The organism is Gemmatimonadota bacterium (genome assembly GCA_009835325.1).
Classification (GTDB): Bacteria; JAAXHH01; JAAXHH01; order JAAXHH01; family JAAXHH01; genus JAAXHH01.
Map to the genome: position 1 here is coordinate 17,905 of VXWP01000097.1, position 16,901 is coordinate 34,805.

Annotated in this window: 14 protein-coding genes; 5 read left to right on the plus strand and 9 right to left on the minus strand. The window is 61.2% G+C overall.

Annotation, left to right across the window (positions count from 1 at the left end; all coding sequences use genetic code 11):
* Positions 1-111: 111 nt before the first annotated feature.
* The 6 genes from F4Z81_13670 to F4Z81_13695 form a co-directional block, all read right to left on the minus strand.
* A complete protein-coding gene (locus tag F4Z81_13670) occupies positions 112-1,071 on the minus strand; it encodes a M23 family metallopeptidase (protein MXW06094.1) in 960 nt (319 codons plus the stop codon).
* Positions 1,072-1,290: 219 nt separating this feature from the next.
* Positions 1,291-5,511, minus strand: coding sequence for a hypothetical protein (locus F4Z81_13675; GenBank protein ID MXW06095.1), 4,221 nt, complete (start codon positions 5,509-5,511; stop codon positions 1,291-1,293).
* Positions 5,512-5,763: 252 nt separating this feature from the next.
* Entirely contained in the window at positions 5,764-6,942 is a 1,179-nt protein-coding gene (locus tag F4Z81_13680) for a hypothetical protein (GenBank protein ID MXW06096.1), read from the minus strand.
* Positions 6,943-6,945: 3 nt separating this feature from the next.
* Positions 6,946-7,347 carry a Rieske (2Fe-2S) protein gene (locus F4Z81_13685; GenBank protein MXW06097.1) on the minus strand — a complete coding sequence of 134 codons (402 nt, stop codon included), beginning with the start codon at positions 7,345-7,347 and terminating at the stop codon, positions 6,946-6,948.
* 54 nt (positions 7,348-7,401) lie between these two features.
* Positions 7,402-8,640, minus strand: coding sequence for a c-type cytochrome (locus tag F4Z81_13690; GenBank protein MXW06098.1), 1,239 nt, complete (start codon positions 8,638-8,640; stop codon positions 7,402-7,404).
* Between the two features lie 184 nt (positions 8,641-8,824).
* Positions 8,825-9,610, minus strand: a complete 786-nt coding sequence (locus F4Z81_13695) for a phytanoyl-CoA dioxygenase family protein (protein MXW06099.1) — start codon at positions 9,608-9,610, stop codon at positions 8,825-8,827.
* Between the two features lie 135 nt (positions 9,611-9,745).
* On the opposite strand from F4Z81_13695, the gene F4Z81_13700 reads away from it, so the two are divergent.
* Entirely contained in the window at positions 9,746-10,915 is a 1,170-nt protein-coding gene (locus F4Z81_13700; GenBank protein ID MXW06100.1) for an amidohydrolase, read from the plus strand.
* Positions 10,916-10,986: 71 nt separating this feature from the next.
* Here F4Z81_13700 and F4Z81_13705 read toward each other — a convergent pair whose 3' ends face one another.
* Positions 10,987-12,144: a Gfo/Idh/MocA family oxidoreductase gene (locus F4Z81_13705; protein ID MXW06101.1), complete on the minus strand. Its 1,158-nt coding sequence runs from the start codon at positions 12,142-12,144 to the stop codon at positions 10,987-10,989.
* Between the two features lie 179 nt (positions 12,145-12,323).
* On the opposite strand from F4Z81_13705, the gene F4Z81_13710 reads away from it, so the two are divergent.
* Positions 12,324-12,524, plus strand: coding sequence for a hypothetical protein (locus tag F4Z81_13710; GenBank protein ID MXW06102.1), 201 nt, complete (start codon positions 12,324-12,326; stop codon positions 12,522-12,524).
* A gap of 125 nt (positions 12,525-12,649) precedes the next feature.
* Positions 12,650-13,120 (plus strand): hypothetical protein, encoded by a 471-nt coding sequence (locus F4Z81_13715; protein ID MXW06103.1) that lies wholly within the window; start codon positions 12,650-12,652, stop codon positions 13,118-13,120.
* 125 nt (positions 13,121-13,245) lie between these two features.
* Here the strand turns inward: F4Z81_13715 and F4Z81_13720 are convergent, their stop codons facing one another.
* Together F4Z81_13720 and F4Z81_13725 are read right to left on the minus strand one after the other, a co-directional pair.
* Complete coding sequence (locus F4Z81_13720) at positions 13,246-13,812, minus strand: DUF1697 domain-containing protein (GenBank protein MXW06104.1); 567 nt, start codon at positions 13,810-13,812, stop codon at positions 13,246-13,248.
* Positions 13,813-13,845: 33 nt separating this feature from the next.
* Entirely contained in the window at positions 13,846-14,667 is an 822-nt protein-coding gene (locus tag F4Z81_13725) for a hypothetical protein (protein ID MXW06105.1), read from the minus strand.
* 212 nt (positions 14,668-14,879) lie between these two features.
* On the opposite strand from F4Z81_13725, the gene F4Z81_13730 reads away from it, so the two are divergent.
* Both F4Z81_13730 and F4Z81_13735 read left to right on the plus strand, forming a co-directional pair.
* Positions 14,880-15,476: a hypothetical protein gene (locus F4Z81_13730; GenBank protein ID MXW06106.1), complete on the plus strand. Its 597-nt coding sequence runs from the start codon at positions 14,880-14,882 to the stop codon at positions 15,474-15,476.
* A 121-nt stretch (positions 15,477-15,597) separates the two neighbouring features.
* Positions 15,598-16,836, plus strand: coding sequence for an MFS transporter (locus tag F4Z81_13735; protein ID MXW06107.1), 1,239 nt, complete (start codon positions 15,598-15,600; stop codon positions 16,834-16,836).
* Positions 16,837-16,901: the final 65 nt, after the last annotated feature.

Below are 16,901 nucleotides of genomic sequence, written 5' to 3' on the forward strand. Positions count from 1 at the left end.
GGCCGGGCGACCCAGGCGGGCCGGACGAAACGTCCGACGCCAGGACAACGGCAATCATCAGCAAAGAAGCAGGGAGCAACAGGTGGATCTTCGGTCGCATGACTACCCCATTCAACCGTCATTCGGTTTTCGCACCTCGACGGGTTTCTGGTACAGCATGGCCAGGATCTCGGTGAACTGGAGCGGACTGACGCCCACGCCGTCCACGCTCACCGTCCAATGCAGGTGTGCGGCGGTCACCCGGCCCGTGGCCCCCGACAGACCCAGCAACTGTCCGCGGGACACCTCGTCCCCTTCTTTCACATCAAGCCGGCTCATGTGTGAATACCCGGTGTGGATGCCCATGCCGTGTTCGATGAGGACGTGGTTGCCCGAATAGAACAGGTTCTGGGCTAGCTTGACCACGCCGGACTGGGCGGCGTATAGGGGCGTTCCCTCGTAGGCCCGCAGGTCGAGGCCGCCGTGGTAGCTGCGAAGCTGTCCGTTGAACACCCGTCGTGTTCCGTACGGACTGGTGATAGTCTTCTTCTCCACGGGATAACGGAACGTGTCTTCCATCATCACCGTATCCCGTACCGCCTCGTACGCCGCGGCGATGATCTTCTGTTCCCGCGCGATGCGCCGGAAGTCCGTGACCGAGGGCGTAACCCGGCTTTGCGGCACGCCGCGGATCTGTTCCGAACGGTACGGACCGGCGACGATGGCGAACGGTAGTTCCCGGCCGAAGATCCGGTCGCTCTCGGTCCACTCCACGTGCACGGTATCCGGTCCCGGCGCCGCACGATAGGGAATGCCGATCAGGGCGAACAAACCATCGTCGTGCGCGGTCGGATGAGGGTACAGGCGATGGATCCGGGCACCCGTCGAAACGGTCAGGTCGATCGCGTGACCGGCTTCCTCGCCGGGACCTTCAGGGACGCACTCCAGCAGAAGGGTATGACCGTTCGCCACCCGCTCATCGGAGAGGCGCAGCGAGAAAGCCCGCTCTCCCAGATAGGCCCGTGGTGCGTGGAAGAAGGTCTCGCCGCCGAGGCAGACTGCGGTAAGGGCCAGGGTAAGTACAATGTTCATGGAACAGGGTTGGAATCCGGTTCGATCGGGTTCGATCCGGGTTTACACTGGGACCGGTCTCGACGGCACCCCCGGTCTGGACGACACGACCGATCTGGACAACACGACCGATCTGGACAACACGACCGATCCGGGCTATACCCTAATCATAATACCCCATTACACGATTCCCAAAACGGTTTTTTGTCGGGCTACCGAGGCTTCGGCAGGCAACCCTCGCTATCGCGGATTCGAATCCGGGATGCCGCGGCTGACCTGGACTTCGAAATCTCCGTCCGGCTGCACGCGTCGGGCGAACGCAGGTGAGTCGTCCTGGCCGGGCCAGTCCCGGAGGACTCCCCGGACCGCTCCGGTCATCCGGTCCAACATGAGCGCGGCGGCCGGCCCTCCACTACGATCCAGCGTCGTCACCCCATCCGGACCGGATAGCGAGAACAGTTGCAATCGATCGAGCCAGTCCGCCCGGACGGGAAGCACGAAGGCGAAAACGCTCCCGGCCCCGTCGGCGACTTCCGCCGTGCCGAAGGACAGCGCAAACAGCGTGTTCCCCGATTCGTCTTCACCGGTGAGGCGATACGGACCGCCGGCCTCCGGCAGGACGGACGGGGCGTCGACCGCGAAAGCGGGATGGAGGACGATTTCCCCCAGGTCGTTCACTTCGCCCCATAGCAGCAGGTTGGTCGCGGAAGCGGCGCGCGCTGCCGGAACGGGCGTTTCCAGGGATCGCCGATAGATCAGCGCCTTGACGAAGTGGAAGTCGCTGATCCATCCAGGTGGGCAGTAACTCATCAGGTCGTGGTTCCGCGGCGACACCAGCGATCCCGACAGGAGGTCGTAGCCCCATGCGCCGGTCGTCCCGTCGACGTAAGGGTAGTCGGGGTCCAGCCCGGCGGGGCCGCCGCACGGTGCGTGCCTCAGGTTCATGTTGTGACCGAGTTCATGGGCTATGATCTGTCCGTTCAGTGCCGACACACCGATGCTACCGGGGATGACGGCGACGCCCACGCGTTCGCTGGCAGGGAGGATAGCCATATAGTGTCCCGGGGCGCCGTCCAGGATGCGGACCACAAAGACCTCGACCAGCATTGATATGGTGTTCTTCGCCTCGGATGCCACCGAAGTCCACACGGGTTCGCGCACGTTCAGTTGGAAATCACCTACCGGCAATGTTTCCCGGGTCATCCTGAACAGTTCGTCATTCGGGGACAGGCCCGCGGCGTAGTCCGCAAGCGTCCAATCCGGATTCGACATCAACAGAAACGGGACCAGGGTAAGGTCGAGGGGCGGTACTTCCGCCACCTCCAGGGCCATCCGACCGACAGGCGGCAGGCGGCGACCGGCATCAGTCGCGGAATCCGATAGGCTGCCGGGATCGATTTCTATCACCATTTCCAGGCCCGGCCGAACGACATAGGCCGGAATATGGGCGTTGGATGACGCCGCGAGGTCTCCCTCCTCTGGACGGTCCGGCAGGCTGTAGTCTCCACCCGGTATCTCGACCGTGTACACCGGAAGATTGTTCTGATAGAACGAAGCCCGTACTGGCGGCCGCCTGGCGTCGGCCATGCCGCCGTTCGTTACGAAGACGCGCAGAAGCGCGGGCTTGCCGGCAACCAGCGGCACCGGGTTTTCGAGGGATTGCACCGCCTGCGTGAGATACGCCGATACAACGCGCACGATGTCGTCGCCGCAGTTGGAAACGCGCCTTTCGTCTATATCCCGCAACCAGGTCTGGGTCTCGACGTCCCGGGGCGCGCAAAGCCCCGTGCCGGCGAGCAGCAGGAAGGCCAGGTCGAGGTCGAGAAGCGCGCGCGGCAACGGCCCCGACAGCCCGGCGTTGTGGGAAAGACTCAGCGTCCTTAGCGCCCCGAGCGCGCCCAGTTCGGGCGGGACCAATCCACTCAGCCGATTCGACGCCAGGCTCAGCGTGACGAGGTTCGCCAGTCTTCCCAGTTCGGGTGGAACGAAGCCCGTCAGCCCGTTGGCGGAGAGGTTCAGTTCTTCGAGATTTGCAAGTTGTCCCAGTTCGGGTGGAACGAGGCCTGACAACGCATTGGTGGAGAGATCCAATTCCTCGAGGCTTGCCAGTCTTCCCAGTTCGGATGGAACGGGGCCCGTAAGCCCGTTTCTAGCGAGGTCGAGGGCGACGAGGTTTGCTAGTTGCCCCAATTCGGGTGGAACGGCGCCCGTCAGCCCGTTGACGGAGAGGTTGAGGACGGAGAGCGCTACAAGTCCTCCCAGTTCGTTTGGAACGGGGCCCGTAAACTCGTTGGAAGAGAGCGTGAGTCGCTCGAGGCTGCGGAGATTGCCCAATTCCGGAGAAAGGAGTCCGTGTAACCGGTTGAGCCCGAGATCGAGGACGGTGAGTCGGTCGAGTTGTCCCAGCTCGGTTGGAACGGACCCGGTCAACCCGTTTGCGGAGAGATCGAGGACGGAGAGGTTTGTCAGCCGTCCCAGTTCGGGCGGAATGGGGCCCGTCAGCAGGTTCACCGAGAGATCCAATGCGGCGAGTCGATCAAGGCGCGCAAGTTCGGGTGGAACGTGCCCCGTCAGGCCGTTGCCGATAAGACGCAACGTTTCCAGCCGGTCCATCAGCGCCAATTCCTGAGGTAGTCGCCCCTTGAGGTTATTGTACCCCAGGTCGAGGGAGATCACATGCCCTTCGGCGTCGGTCTCGACGCCGTGCCAGTCCCGCAACGGCGCTTCACTGAGCCAGTTGGTGGCCTCCTTCCAGTACGCGCCGCCTGTTTCGCCGTACAGCGTGGTCAACACCATCCGGTCGGTGGCGAGGGTGGCGGGACAGTTGTCGACCCGTATGTCCCCGACGGTGGCCAGCCAGGCCTGATAGGCGGGGTCCGATGGCGCGCATAGACCCGTTCCGCCCAACTTGAGGGCCGTCAGACCGAGACCGACCAGCGACGCGGGCAGCGGTCCAGTCAGCCCGGAATTGTTCGACAGGTCCAGTACGCCCAGAGACCGGAGGTCGCCTAGCCGGGACGGCAGCGTTCCGTTAAGATTGTTGTCTTCCAGATCCAGGCCCGTTACATGGCCCTGGTCATTGGTCTCGACGCCGTGCCAGGCGCTTACGGACGCGCCGGTGAGCCAATTGCGCCGTCCGGTCCAGTTCCTGCCGTCCGCCGCGTTGTACAACGCGATCAGCGCGCTCCGCTCCGTGTCCTCGCAGTCGTCCACTTCAACGTCGTCAATCCCGGCGAGCCAGGCCTGGAAGACCGCGTCCAGCGGCGCGCACAGGAATGTTCTATCAAACCTTAGTCTTTCGAGATTGCCGAGATTGGCCATGGCCAGGGGCAACGGTCCGTGCGAGAAGTTATTGCCCCTGGCGCCGAGTGTCCTGAGCCTGACGAGTCGTCCGATTTCGGGGGGTATGCTTCCCGTCAACCGGTTGTAGGATACCTCCAGAAACTCCAGATTGGGGAGATGTCCGATTTCGGGGGGTATGCTTCCCGTCAACTGATTGCCCAGGAGCGATAGAGACCGGAGCTTTTCAAGGCGGACCAGTTCCGCGGGCATTGCGCCCGTCAGCTCATTCCGGTCGAGCAACAATTCGGTAACCCTTCCTTCGGCGTCCGTCGTCACTCCGTGCCACTCGGCCAGGGGCGCGTCGCTCGACCAGTTCGTGGCGAGCGTCCATTCCGATCCACCGGTGCCATTGAACAGCGCCACCAGGGCGGCGCGGTCCAGCGCGTCTGGTCCGAAACCCGAGACCGTGACTTCCACGATTGCCGACACATCCCCGGAAGTCACGGTGATCCGGGCGATTCCGTTCGACCGTGCCTCGAGGTCTCCCTGGGCGTTCACCGAGACTACGAAGGGATCGCTGCTTGTCCAGACGAGTTGCGTGTCCGGCACCGGGTTGCCGTTCCTGTCTTTAGCCACCGCGTCAACCCGCAATGCCCGGTCCGTCTTCGTCAGCGTCACGCTGGCGGGTGCGACCTCGATGCGAGCGACCGCCTGGGATACCGTGACGGTGGCATTCGCACTGAATTGCCCTGAAACGGCCGTGACGATCGCGGAACCGTTCTTCCGGGCCGTGACCAGGCCCTCGTCCGTCACGCCGGCCACTTCGGTGTTTCCGCTGGCCCACGTCACGGCCGCGTCCGCGATCACCCGATCGTGCCCGTCCCGGACCGCCGCAGTGAACTGCACGGTCGCGCCGATGGCGTCCAGCTCGGCCTCGGCAGGCGATATCCTGATGCTGGCCGCCCGTGGAGGTCCCGTGGGGCTTTCCCGGCCGCACGACAAATGGATGATGATCGAGAGGAGGAAGGGAACGACAAGAACGAGTAGTAACCTCATGGTCCGATTCCATTGCGATACGCGTCGGGATGATGTGCGTTGCGGCGTTTCCTGATGTTCATTCGTAAACGGACGTGAATCTGCGACTCCGGAGAAGACCTTGGATATGTGGCTTCTATTCATCCTTGTTTTGCTGGTACGCCCTGGAAATTGGTAACGTCCCTGAGCGCAAGTATCCAGGCCAATCTGTTCCGGACCTGCAGATCACCCGATTACAGTACGCTTCAGAGTAGTCGAATGGAAACCAGGTGAATGAAAGGCTGAAGCGGTTACCGGGCGTTCGGATGTAGCATGGCTAGTGGAGAAAGGCGTAGTTTGAGCGGAATCCGCATCGGCAAGATACGGCAGGCAGCTGGGTTTTTCAATAACGGACCGCTAGAAATAGGTCGCTACACTGAACAGGAAAGAGGCCCCTCTTACTTCGTTGTTGAAGGGGTCCCGCTCCCAGTTGCGCTGATAGTCGAATTTGAAGACCGTGTCTTCATGCGGCCTGAAGTTGAGGCCCAACGTGAGGCGGCGATGGCTGTCGCCCGTCGTGTCGGCATCGAAGTCGACGGCACCCACGCGCACCACCCCGGTAAACACCGATTCAGGCAACGCGGTCAACCAACCCCGGCCGAAGTGGGCATTGATCTGCCCATAGAAACCCTGCTGGTTCGCCTGGAAGATAGCGCTCTGCAGGGGGACGTCGATCTCGGCTTTGGCGTACTCGCCGAGCAACTCAATGGATTTCCAGATCCCGTTCCAGTCCAAAGCCAGGATGGTCAGTCCGCGTTTTGCGTCTATGGTCAGTCCATCGGCCTTCCATACGTTGTAGGGACCGGTATGGAACGAACCTCCGAGCTCCCAGTTTGGCTGTGGGCTAATGGCCAGGCGCCCGACCCAGGAGGGACGCTGGTTGTTGTCCTCGAAGTTTCCCTTTCCCGCCGCAATCCGGGTACCGGCCGGGTCGCTCAGGATGACGCCGTCCGAGAACCCGTTGACGCCGTAGAACTCGTAACTGATGCGCGAGGAGGGCGTGGGGTACATTGCGCCGAAGAATCCCATGCCCGCTTCTGACAATGCGGTCGGTATGATCTGGGTGCTGACCAGGGGGCGGTCTGTCAGATCGTTGACTGGACTGTCGTGAGAGAGATTGAAGCGGCCGAGGGGAGAAAGGATTATCCCGCCTCGAAACGTGAAGGCGGGGTGAATCTCGAAATCGATAAACGCCATTTCGAGCTTGATTTCCTCGCCTCCTTCCTCGAACTCCAGTTCCGAGGCCACGCGCACGCGGTCCGACACGACGGTGTAGGTGAAGAGGTTGAATCGCTTGGGATCGAAGGTCAACGCCTCGTTGATCCCATCTTCGCGCTCGAAGCGGAGGTGTACTTCGGCATAGCCGCCTATGCGGGTGTTGCCCGCCCTGGTGATGAAGGGCCGGTCTTCGAACCCACCTTTGATCGAAGGGCGGGAATCCGGCGCGTTCTGTGCGACAACCTCCGCGGCGTACCCGCCGACCGTCCCCAGGCATAAGAACAGGCTCACGGCAGCCTTTCGGACCAAGCCTGTCATGGGTTACTCCTTTCCGTTCAACAGGATCACAAGGTCGGTCCCCTCTTCATCCACCGCGTATCTGGACAACGGACTTTGCGCCGGCCCCCGAATTGCCTTTCCCTCCAGGTCAAACACCGATCCGTGGCAGGGACAGCTCAGCGCGTGCTTTCCGGGTCGGACCTCGCAGCCCAGGTGCGTGCAGCGCGAACCCAGCGCACGGTAGGCATCTCCATCCACGCGAATGAGGATGATCGACTCGGGCAGTCCCTCCGCCGTCACCAGGACGACATCATCGGCCCGTAGCTTCTCATCCAACTCCGCGCGGGGCAGCACGACGCGGTTTTCCGTGAGCCTGGTCCGGAAGTTGGCGGCCGTGGCACAGGCAGAAAGACCGGAAGCCACGAAACCGGTTCCCAAAGCCATCTGGATCAGAAAACGCCGCCGGGGCATGCCCGTTCGTCTTTTCTTGCGCATGGGTTATAACGACCTGAGAAAGGCCAGCAGGGCTTCGCGATCCTCGTCGCTCAGGCCTGCGAACCGGTTGCGGGCGGCCGAGGCTTCACCACCGTGGAAGAGTATCGCTTCGCCGAGATCCGAGGTGCGGCCGTCGTGCAGGTAGAAGGCCTCGCCATTCAGGAATTCCTCGACCAGGCGCAACCCCCATAGCGGCGCCGTGCGCCACTCCGTGCCGGAAGCGTCCCCATCCGGGCGGAAGTCCGCCAGATCGGGTCCCATGTCGTGCAGCAGCAGATCGGAAAAAAGGTGGACGTCGATGTGACTCAGCTCCGGAATCGAACTGGCGCCGGTTCTCATCGTCGGCACATGGCAGGCGGCGCAGCCGATCTCGTTAAAGAGCTGGTCGCCGCGCTCGACTTCGGGCGTGATTTCGCCACGCTCCGGCGGCCTGAGCTGACGCACGTACGTGACCGTCTCCAGCACGGTTGCGGCGGGGATCTCTGGATCGGCCACCCGGTCTCCGATGGCGATCCCACCGGCCTGGGGATGGGGGGTTTCCACGGGAATGAAATCACTGGTAATGCCGATATCCTGGTGGTAGGCCTCGGCGACCTGCTGGAGGAGGGAAGAGACCTGCGCCTTGCGAGAAAAGCGTCCCAACTGAAGTCCGGGTCCGCCGCCTACGTGAGAACCTGATACGAATTCGGCGGCATGCACCATATTGGGCCGGCCGGATATGCCATCGCCATCCAGGTCGTTCGGATCGGCGCGGGATAGAATAACCCAGGCCGGGATGGCTTCGATCATCCCCACACCGAATACCGGAGGCGGCATCCTGAATGTACGCTCCATTCCGGACGGCATCTCTTCGAGGGGAACGCCTGGAATGGCCTTGTCCTGGTGTTGCGGGCCGCCCAACTCCGCGGCCGGGTCGCCCCCGAGGCCGAAGCGGGTGAATCCCAGTTCCGGCGTCCCGCGCCCATCGGCGGGATGACAGCTCTCGCAACCGACGTTATTGAAGATGGGCCCGAGCCCTTCTTCCACGGTGAAAGTGCGCTCGAAGTTCTCGTCGCCCTGGATAAACACCGCATTGAGACTGGGCGACATGCCCTCCAGCGGCGATTCGAAGTTATCTCCCTCCGTTGGCCGATTGGTAACGATCCGGTCGCACCCCGACCCCATCACTCCTCCCAGCACTGTCAGACTCCAGCAGAACAGGATTACCGCGTACTTCAAATCTACCTCCAGGCGAGGCATCATCTGGCACTAAATACATAGTTTGACTTAATGTAAGTGCAATTTAGCCTATACTAAATATAATGCAAGCTTTTCTGTAAAGTGATTCGGCGCCCTGGGGCGTCACCCAGGGCGGGCAACCGATACGCCAAATGTTGAATATGCTCGTAATAAGGCGGTAGGGATGGGAACCTGGAAGCAGTTCGGCTCAACCCCAGCGGTACTCCGGCGGATCGAATACGAAACCGTGGAAGAAGGGCCGGTGCCGCGGTGTGAGGCTGTTAAGGAAAGCCCTGTCATAACGCCACTGCTCCGCGCACGCCAGCATCCACGGGTGTTCGTACCCGTAGTAGAGGATCACCCGCTTGCCGCCGCGGCGCGTGAACGGGCCGGCCGAATGCCACACTCCATTGTGGAAGAGCACGGCCGTGCCGGGTCGCCCGCAGATCTGTACAGCCCCGGGCATGCCATTCTTCGCGTCAGGCACGACCAGGGACTTGTGGCTGCCCGGTACCAGGGTCAGGTTGCCCTGGTCCGGTTCGGTCATGTCGCTGAGGTAGTACCCCACTTTGAACTGCAATAGCGGGACGTGCGGCTGGAAGTCACGAAATCCGTCCTGGATCCCGTCCGTGTGCCAGCCCTTTCCGTGGTGCTCTTCGGGTTCGATCTCGTAGATGGCATCGGTCGAGTGCAGATGGGGCATCTTGTTGAACAGACCGTGAACATAGTCCATCATCGGCTCGTAGTCGAGCATGTCCAGAAAGTGCGGGTCTTCGGCCAGCAGGTGCATGACCCGCGCGTTAGCCGAGTCCAGTTTATCGGCGAAGGCCGGTTCGTGCGCTCGTTGGAACCCGGGGTCGCGGCGACGCGCTATCGTCCGCTCCAGCGCGTCGTTTAGCGTGTCGACCAGGGACTCAGGAAGGAAAGCTTCCAGCACCAGGTAGCCATTTGTGTCGAAGAGGAAGCGTTCGGCGTCCGTGGGATGGTTGGACATTTACCAGATCCCTCCGCATGTTGTCCGTCGTAATCAATCGTCCAACATCCTTAACACCTTGGAATTTACCCGTCAAGTCCAATCAGGTTTAACACGCAGGAATGAGTTGCGGTCACTCAGACGTCCCTGTTCATTATGTGTCTTCCCTGGATTCGACACGTAATACCAGGTGAACCTCCGAGGCAGCCCATGATCTACGACGGACACGCCTATTGCTTTCCTTCTCCCGGCAAAATCGGAGGTTTCGACGATCATGCCGAATTCCGGCGTCACCTGCAACTGTTCATGTCCCAGGCCCGGCAGCAGCCCGTCTGGCGGCGTAGCGACCGCGCGCCGGCCGACGCTACGGGGCTCTACGATCCCGATCTACCCTGGCGTTTCGAGGGCCTGCGGAACGCAAGTTTCCGCACCGGGAAACACGGACTGGCCGAGTGGTCGGTCGATGGCGAGGACTACGTCAAGCAAGCGCTGCCGCCGTGGACGGAGGACTTCTCTTTTTCACCGGAAAGTCTTGTGGCGGAGATGGACTACGCGGGCGTCGACCGGGCCCTCCTTCACCGCACGCCCTACATGGGGCTCGACGACGGTTACATCGCGGAATGCTGCCGACGCTACCCGGAGCGGATCCAGGGATTGGCCCAGGTCCCCGAATGGTGGATACCTGACCGGACCGACGAGGCCATCGCGAAACTGGAACGGGCGATCGGCGATCACGGTCTATCGGGTCTTCAGTTCGCACCCTTTCACCGGCCGCTCTACGACCTGTCAACCGATTGGACCGGGCCCGATTTCGATCCATTCTGGAAAGCAGTGGCCGGGCTGGAAATACCGGTGTTTTTCACCATCGGCGCGGTCGGGGCGCCTTCCGCATACATCGAAGAGTTACGTTCGTTGCGTACCTGGATGGACCGGTTCCCCGATGTCGACGTGATCGTGACCCACGGATTCCCCTGGCGGATGTTTGCCGAACGTGACCGGATCAACGTCCCCGACGAAGTGTACGAAGCCGCGCCCGCGGACCAACCCCGCTTCCACATCCAGATCCTCTTCGCCGTGTTCCTGCAGTCGCGCTGGGACTACCCCATGCCCCAGATGCGGCCCGTCCTGGAGAAGATGGTTGAACGCTTCGGCGCCGACCGCATCCTGTGGGGTACGGACATCCCCATCGTGCTGCTGCACTGGACCTACCGCCAGAGCCTGGACTATGTGAGGCGCTACTGCCCGTTCCTGGACGAGGGCGAGATGACGGCGATTCTCGGTGGCAACATGGCGCGGATTATGGGAGCGGACGGGTCGGCCGGATAGGCGTGAGGCCGGGCAATCCGGGTCATGGGTGTCAGAGGCAGCGGCGGGGGCTGGTCGGCAATGCCCGGCGGCTAGCTCGCACTCCGGCCCAGACGGCTGTCTTCCGCGGCGAGCCATTCCGCATAGGGGCGCGGCATCGGACCGGGCAGGCCCAGACCGTGTTCCTCGCGCCAGCGCAGGAGCGGGTGATCGCGTTCCGCTTGCGGCAGATCAACGCGCCGGCCGCGCGCGCCCGACTCGAAAATGCCCATCAATATCTCCAGCACGTGGCGGCCGGCATCACCCGAGCACTCGTGCGCACGGCCCTCGTCGAGCGCCTGCACGTACTCGTCGGCGAACTGGTAGTCCTCCACGGAAGCGGGACCGGCCGGATCGTAGTGCTCTGGCACGATGGGGGCAAGTGGCTGCCACTCGGCCTGGCCAGGGGCATAGTGGGGCGTGGACAGAAACCACGGGGCACCGCTTTTCCAATAGAGCCTGCCTTCGGTGCCGTAGATCTCGATCATATAGGCTGTCGAATCCATCTTGGGGAAGCGGTGCTGCAGGAGAACACCCGAAAACCCGCCTTCAAAGGCAAGGGCCGCGGTCACGTGTTCACCGGCAATGTAACCCATGCCACTCGGCGACGGCACCACATCCTCGGGCGTGATCGGACGTCCATCAGTCAAGGCCACGGCTTGCACGCTTCGCACCGGTCCGGCCACGCCTAGCATGGCATTGAGCGAGTGCGTGGCGATATTCATCAGGCCGTAGCCGCCGTAGTAGCCCTTGCCGCTACCCTGTATAAATCGCAAGTCGCCGATCCGGCCCTCGGCAATCGCCGCTTTGACCGCCTGTAGCGCGCCGCCGCTGCGCCCCTGGTGATGCACGGCCACCTGCACCCCTTGCTCCGCGGCTTTGGCCAACACCGCGTCGGCCTCGGCCAGGGTCGTACAAATCGGCTTTTCAATGTCGATGTGGACTCCGTGCTCCAGTACGCGCATAGCCAGCGGATAGTGGAATTCGGTACCCGTGGGAATGGCGACAATGTCCGGGTCCTCGGACTCGATCATCCGGTCGAGATCGTCATAACGAGCCGCGACTCCCAGTTCGTCGCCTAGGGTCGTCAAAAGCTCCGGCACAAGATCGCATAAGCCTACAACCTCGGTGCGGGGATGCTGATGGTACGCGCGGCCCGCAGCCGTGCCCCGGCCGCGGCAACCCAGAATAGCGACCCGGTATTGTCGCATGGTACGATCTCCTTTTCTTTTTGCATAACTCGAGAACAGAAGGTGTTAAGGCTACTATATCAATTATCCGGTGGATTCACACGTAGTATCGGATGAAATACCCGCTCCCCGAACGGTTGGAAACGGTTAGAAACGAAGTCGCCAGCACGGTCATTCGACAGATAAGGAAGGGAGATAGCATGGCGGAAAACAAGCGAGATTGGTCCTGGGTGCCTTTTCTTACCATGACGGGCATCATCGTTACGATCATGGTGTTTCTTATTGGTGGGCTCAGCGAACGGATGCTCTCCGTAGAAGAAGAACTGAGAGCGTTGGGCAAGAAAGTCGAACGATTAGACGTCAAGCTCGAGGAACGAACGCGGGGTTCGGCAGGCGGCTGAATTCAGGGTTGCCAGACAAATTCAGGGTCGCCGGGCGAAAACCGCACTGGGAACTGTACGCGAATTGAAACGTTCTCCACAATGGGAGTATGACCCTTGTCTGTGCCTGAATGAAAGGAAAGGCTATGCGATTCCTGGTTGCAGCGCTATGGATATCTGTTTCTCTTCTTGCCTGTGACGAAAGTGATCCTGTAGTTGGGCCCGACAACAAGGACAACCCGCCGGTTGAGGAAGGCGAATCACCGGTCGAGGAAGGCGACGAGGGAACCGGGGAAGGCAACCCGCGCACCGAGGAAGGCGACCGTGCACAGCTTGAAAGGATGCGACAGGAAATCCAAGCGCTCATCGGCGACGCTGAGGGCACTTCGATTGCAGACTGTCGCAGCGCGGCCATAGGATCCAAACCCTGCGGTGGTCCCTGGGAGTACATCGTTTATTCCGCTTCATCCACCGATCCTACGGAACTGGCCAGCCGGCTGGCGGAATACAATGCCTTTGAAGCTGAAATGAATGCGCTTTACGGGTATGTCTCCGACTGCTCGATTCCCAACAGGCCGGTTGTGGTGTTTAGAAATGGGCGGTGCGGCACGGAATGACGACTCGCCGTTGAGCGACGTCGATCAACCCGATCAGTGTTGAATGAGTAAGCAAATGGTTGACCGCCGCGAATCGAAGACGACAAGGTACGCAGACGGGCCCGCGTCGGACAACTACTCCAGATTCAGTCTTTTTCCATGAGCTCGAGCAACCGGGTCGTCGTGTTCCAGTTGCGGACGGTTACGCGCTGGTACACGGGCATCGACGCGAGACGGCTGAGATAGCTCCGAGAGGCCTGGTCGATGCGCCGGGAGAAGTAGAGCACACCGCTGCCCACCCAGGCTTCATCCACGCCGGGCCTGGTGGGAACGCCCTCCATGGCGGTATTTGCCGTAAGCGGCGCCTTCACAAATATAACATCGTAGCGATATGTCTCCGGCTGTTCTCCAAAGACCGCCGGCGCATCCGTAACCACCGCACGCATCTGCTTTCTAGAACGCATCACGACACTCGCCTCGTAGTCAAACGCCGCAGACAGCATCCCCTCAATACGCTTCGTCAGGGTCCTGAGCCCGGTGGAAGGCGAACGGAAGATCACGTTCCCGCTCTGGATATAAGTGACGACGTCACGAAAGCCTTCGGACACGAAACAGCTCCGAAGATCCACCATCTTGATGATGTTCTTGCCACCGACATTGATACCGCGCAGCAGGGCAAGGTAGGTTTCATCCGGGTTCTTGGGTTCGGCCATGTCGTGCCTCGCTTTACGATAGGTACGCTTTCGCTACGTCACCTCGATCTCTATCCTGCAGTGATCACTTGGCCCCCATTCATCCGGGCGGTTTAAGGCACGCACCTCGACGGAATCAGCCATGCTTTCGGACGCGAAAACGAAGTCCAGTTGACTGGTTGCTGTCTCAGGCGTCTGAGAAGAATGGATATATGTCGGAACGTTCTTGCTGTCTTCCGGCAGTTCGTCGGGCCAGGGATCGGCCTGGCGGCCATGGGGGTGCTGCGGGCCAACAAACGGAAGTCCCAGAGAGCGCATTCTGTCAAAAACCGTGTCATACCGTCCCTTCCAATAACCGCTCTTGTCTTCGCCGTAGCCATGGTAGATGGTGAGATCGCCCGCGGCGATAATACGGTGTCCCCACTGCTGGCCAATAAGCAGGGAAAGGTCGGAGATGACGCGATGGACTGAGGCGTCGACGATGTCCCAAGACATCCTGCCCGTTGATCGATGGGGTTTTTCGTACTCCGGGCAGAATGAAACAATAGTAAAATCGGCACCGTCAAGCGGTGAGACGATAGCGGCGGCTAGACATCCCGGATGCGTGGTCGCCAAGTCGCCCGCCCTTGCCTTGGTAACCGGTACCGGCGTCAGGAACTCAACATCCACCCGATCAGAGAGCTTCACAATGGCGCACCGAGAAAGCCCCTTTCCCGTTTTCTGGTCATGGAACAGCGCAGGATTATCGACCTCCAACTCCACGTTTTCAGGGGGCTTTCTGGCCTCCTGAAGCAGGGCGATGTCAGCATCGGCGCCAACCAGGAACCGCCATGGGGCGAAGCGGCGAGCAATGTTCCAGCAAATGATCTTCGTCAAGGTGTGATCCGGGTAACGGCGCGGTAGCGAGCGCTGAACTGAAACAGGGTTAACCGCCCTGGAGGTATGCTGTCAAGTTCAATAGGCAGGACCAGACCAACAATGCTCTCATATCACCTGCTTCCAGCACCACAGGTTTCTTGACCACCCTTGTATATTTAAAGTGTAATAACTGAGCAGGGAGTCACCGGAAACAGGGGGCCGCGATACCCATGCATCACTCCACCACCCTCCCCGGGAAACGTATTACCCCCCGCAATCAACATGCGTGGCGCCGCTGGCTCTATACGAACCACGCGTCGCTCACTGAGGTTTGGGTCCTCTTCTACAAGAAGGCTGCCCAGCGCTCCGGACGGCCCACCCTCACCTATGAGAACGCCGTCGAACAGGCGATCTGCTTCGGATGGATCGACGGACTTAAACGGCGGGTTGACGACGAACGCTACGCCCACCGATTCACACCCCGAAAACGGGACAGCAGGTGGTCGGAGGTCAATCGCACACGTCTCGAGAGGATGCGGTCGCAAGGCCTCATGACCCCCGCGGGCGAGGCGGCCGTCGCCTCGTCTATCCGCTCCGGAGCCTGGGAGCAGGCTGCACGACCGCCGGCTTTCGAGACTCCGCCGGAGTTTCTTGCCGCCCTTGAGAAGGATGTCGAGGCCCATGCCACATGGGCTGGCCTCACGCCCTCGCAACAGCGTTATTATACAGACTGGATCTGTGTCGCGAAGCGCGAGGAGACCCGCGCTCGCAGGCTTGCGAAGAGTCTTGAACTGCTGCGCCGCGGTGCGAAACTCGGAATGCGCTGAGCTTCAAGGACTCCTGGAACCCGCCTTAATCTAACCCTTGCCTACATCCCGTTCATCCCACTCATCAGACCACACCGGCCCCCATCGAAAAGGCGACGCGCAGACCTCCTGGACGGACCTCATGTGGCTGGCGGCGATGAGTTCGTCGCTATTCCTCGTGCTGCTGTCTTCCTCGAGTTACGTGGCGTCCCTGCCCTTCATTCGAGCGGAATGGGAACTGAACAATACGCAGTCCGGCGTGGTCTTTTCGGCCTACCTGGCCGGATACGCGGCATCCTCCCTGCTGGTCATACCCTTTACCGACCGGTTCCGGCCGTACGCGATCATGCTCGCGGGCATATCCCTGACAGCCGTCAGCGCCGTGCTCTTCCCCCTGTTGGCGGAAGGATTATGGACCGCGAGCGCGCTGCGGTTTCTCTATGGGGTCGGGCACGTGTGCGTGTACATAACGGGGATCCGGCTCGCATCGCTCAGGTTCTCAGAAAAGGGACGTGGCTTGGCCGTAGGCGTCTTTGTGAGCTCCGGATACGCGGGCACGACGGTTTCGTACGTACTCATGGGCGTTTTGCTGGACAGGTTCGAAACCTGGGAACCCGCCTATCTCGCCACGACATTGCCCGGCCTCGCCGGCGTCGCGGTCACGTTGCTGCTTGCCTTTGAAAGAAAAACCGTTACGCCCGGAAGCGAACGAACCACAACCATGGTCGGCTGGCTGTCCCTGGCGCCGCTGCGAGACCGCCGGCTGATGCTGGTAATCATGGCCTATGCGCTACACACCGCCGAGCTCTTCGTGGCCCGCCTGTGGCTGCCACTCCTTCTCGTCGCCGCACTCGTGATGACGGGTTTCGATTCGGAAGCCGCTGCTTCGCGCGCCGCCACCCTGGCCGGCTTCATGTTCATGACGGGCATTTTCAGCGTGCTTTTGGGTGGATGGATTTCGGACCGGTTCGGAAGAAACAGGACGGCGACGTTGATCTTCGCGGTAAGCGGGACCTGTTCTTTTCTCGCCGGGTGGCTGGTCGGACTTCCATTTGCCTGGCTGGTTGTGCTGGGGTTCCTATACGGGTTCTTTACGGCGGCCGATTCCGCCATCTACTCGACGGCCGTCACAGAGCTCGCCCCGAGGAACCTGGTAGGTTCCGCACAGGCCGTGCAGTCCTTCATCGGGTTTGTCGTGGGAACCGGCGCACCGGTTGTCGCGGGATCGATACTCGACCTTTCCGGCGGGCAGTCGGCGTGGATCCTGGTATTCAGTTTCAACGGCGTGCTGGCCGTGGCAGGCATAGCGTGCTTATTGTGGCTCCGGCGCATACCGGCATCGAGCGTTTCTTCCAAGGTTATTGCACAACGCGCAGGTTGAAAGGTCGCAACGCGAAGGTTGAAAGGCACGCAAAACGTTGGTTGAAAGGTAGATTACTAAAAAAG

Excerpts from the sequence above, each read along its gene's own strand:
- F4Z81_13670 (MXW06094.1), bottom strand. The coding sequence starts at position 1,071 with ATGAACATTGTACTTACCCTGGCCCTTACCGCAGTCTGCCTCGGCGGC.
- F4Z81_13675 (MXW06095.1), bottom strand. The coding sequence starts at position 5,511 with ATGAATAGAAGCCACATATCCAAGGTCTTCTCCGGAGTCGCAGATTCA.
- F4Z81_13680 (MXW06096.1), bottom strand. The coding sequence starts at position 6,942 with ATGACAGGCTTGGTCCGAAAGGCTGCCGTGAGCCTGTTCTTATGCCTG.
- F4Z81_13685 (MXW06097.1), bottom strand. The coding sequence starts at position 7,347 with ATGGCTTTGGGAACCGGTTTCGTGGCTTCCGGTCTTTCTGCCTGTGCC.
- F4Z81_13690 (MXW06098.1), bottom strand. The coding sequence starts at position 8,640 with ATGATGCCTCGCCTGGAGGTAGATTTGAAGTACGCGGTAATCCTGTTC.
- F4Z81_13695 (MXW06099.1), bottom strand. The coding sequence starts at position 9,610 with ATGTCCAACCATCCCACGGACGCCGAACGCTTCCTCTTCGACACAAAT.
- F4Z81_13700 (MXW06100.1), top strand. The coding sequence starts at position 9,746 with ATGTGTCTTCCCTGGATTCGACACGTAATACCAGGTGAACCTCCGAGG.
- F4Z81_13705 (MXW06101.1), bottom strand. The coding sequence starts at position 12,144 with ATGCGACAATACCGGGTCGCTATTCTGGGTTGCCGCGGCCGGGGCACG.
- F4Z81_13710 (MXW06102.1), top strand. The coding sequence starts at position 12,324 with ATGGCGGAAAACAAGCGAGATTGGTCCTGGGTGCCTTTTCTTACCATG.
- F4Z81_13715 (MXW06103.1), top strand. The coding sequence starts at position 12,650 with ATGCGATTCCTGGTTGCAGCGCTATGGATATCTGTTTCTCTTCTTGCC.
- F4Z81_13720 (MXW06104.1), bottom strand. The coding sequence starts at position 13,812 with ATGGCCGAACCCAAGAACCCGGATGAAACCTACCTTGCCCTGCTGCGC.
- F4Z81_13730 (MXW06106.1), top strand. The coding sequence starts at position 14,880 with ATGCATCACTCCACCACCCTCCCCGGGAAACGTATTACCCCCCGCAAT.
- F4Z81_13735 (MXW06107.1), top strand. The coding sequence starts at position 15,598 with ATGTGGCTGGCGGCGATGAGTTCGTCGCTATTCCTCGTGCTGCTGTCT.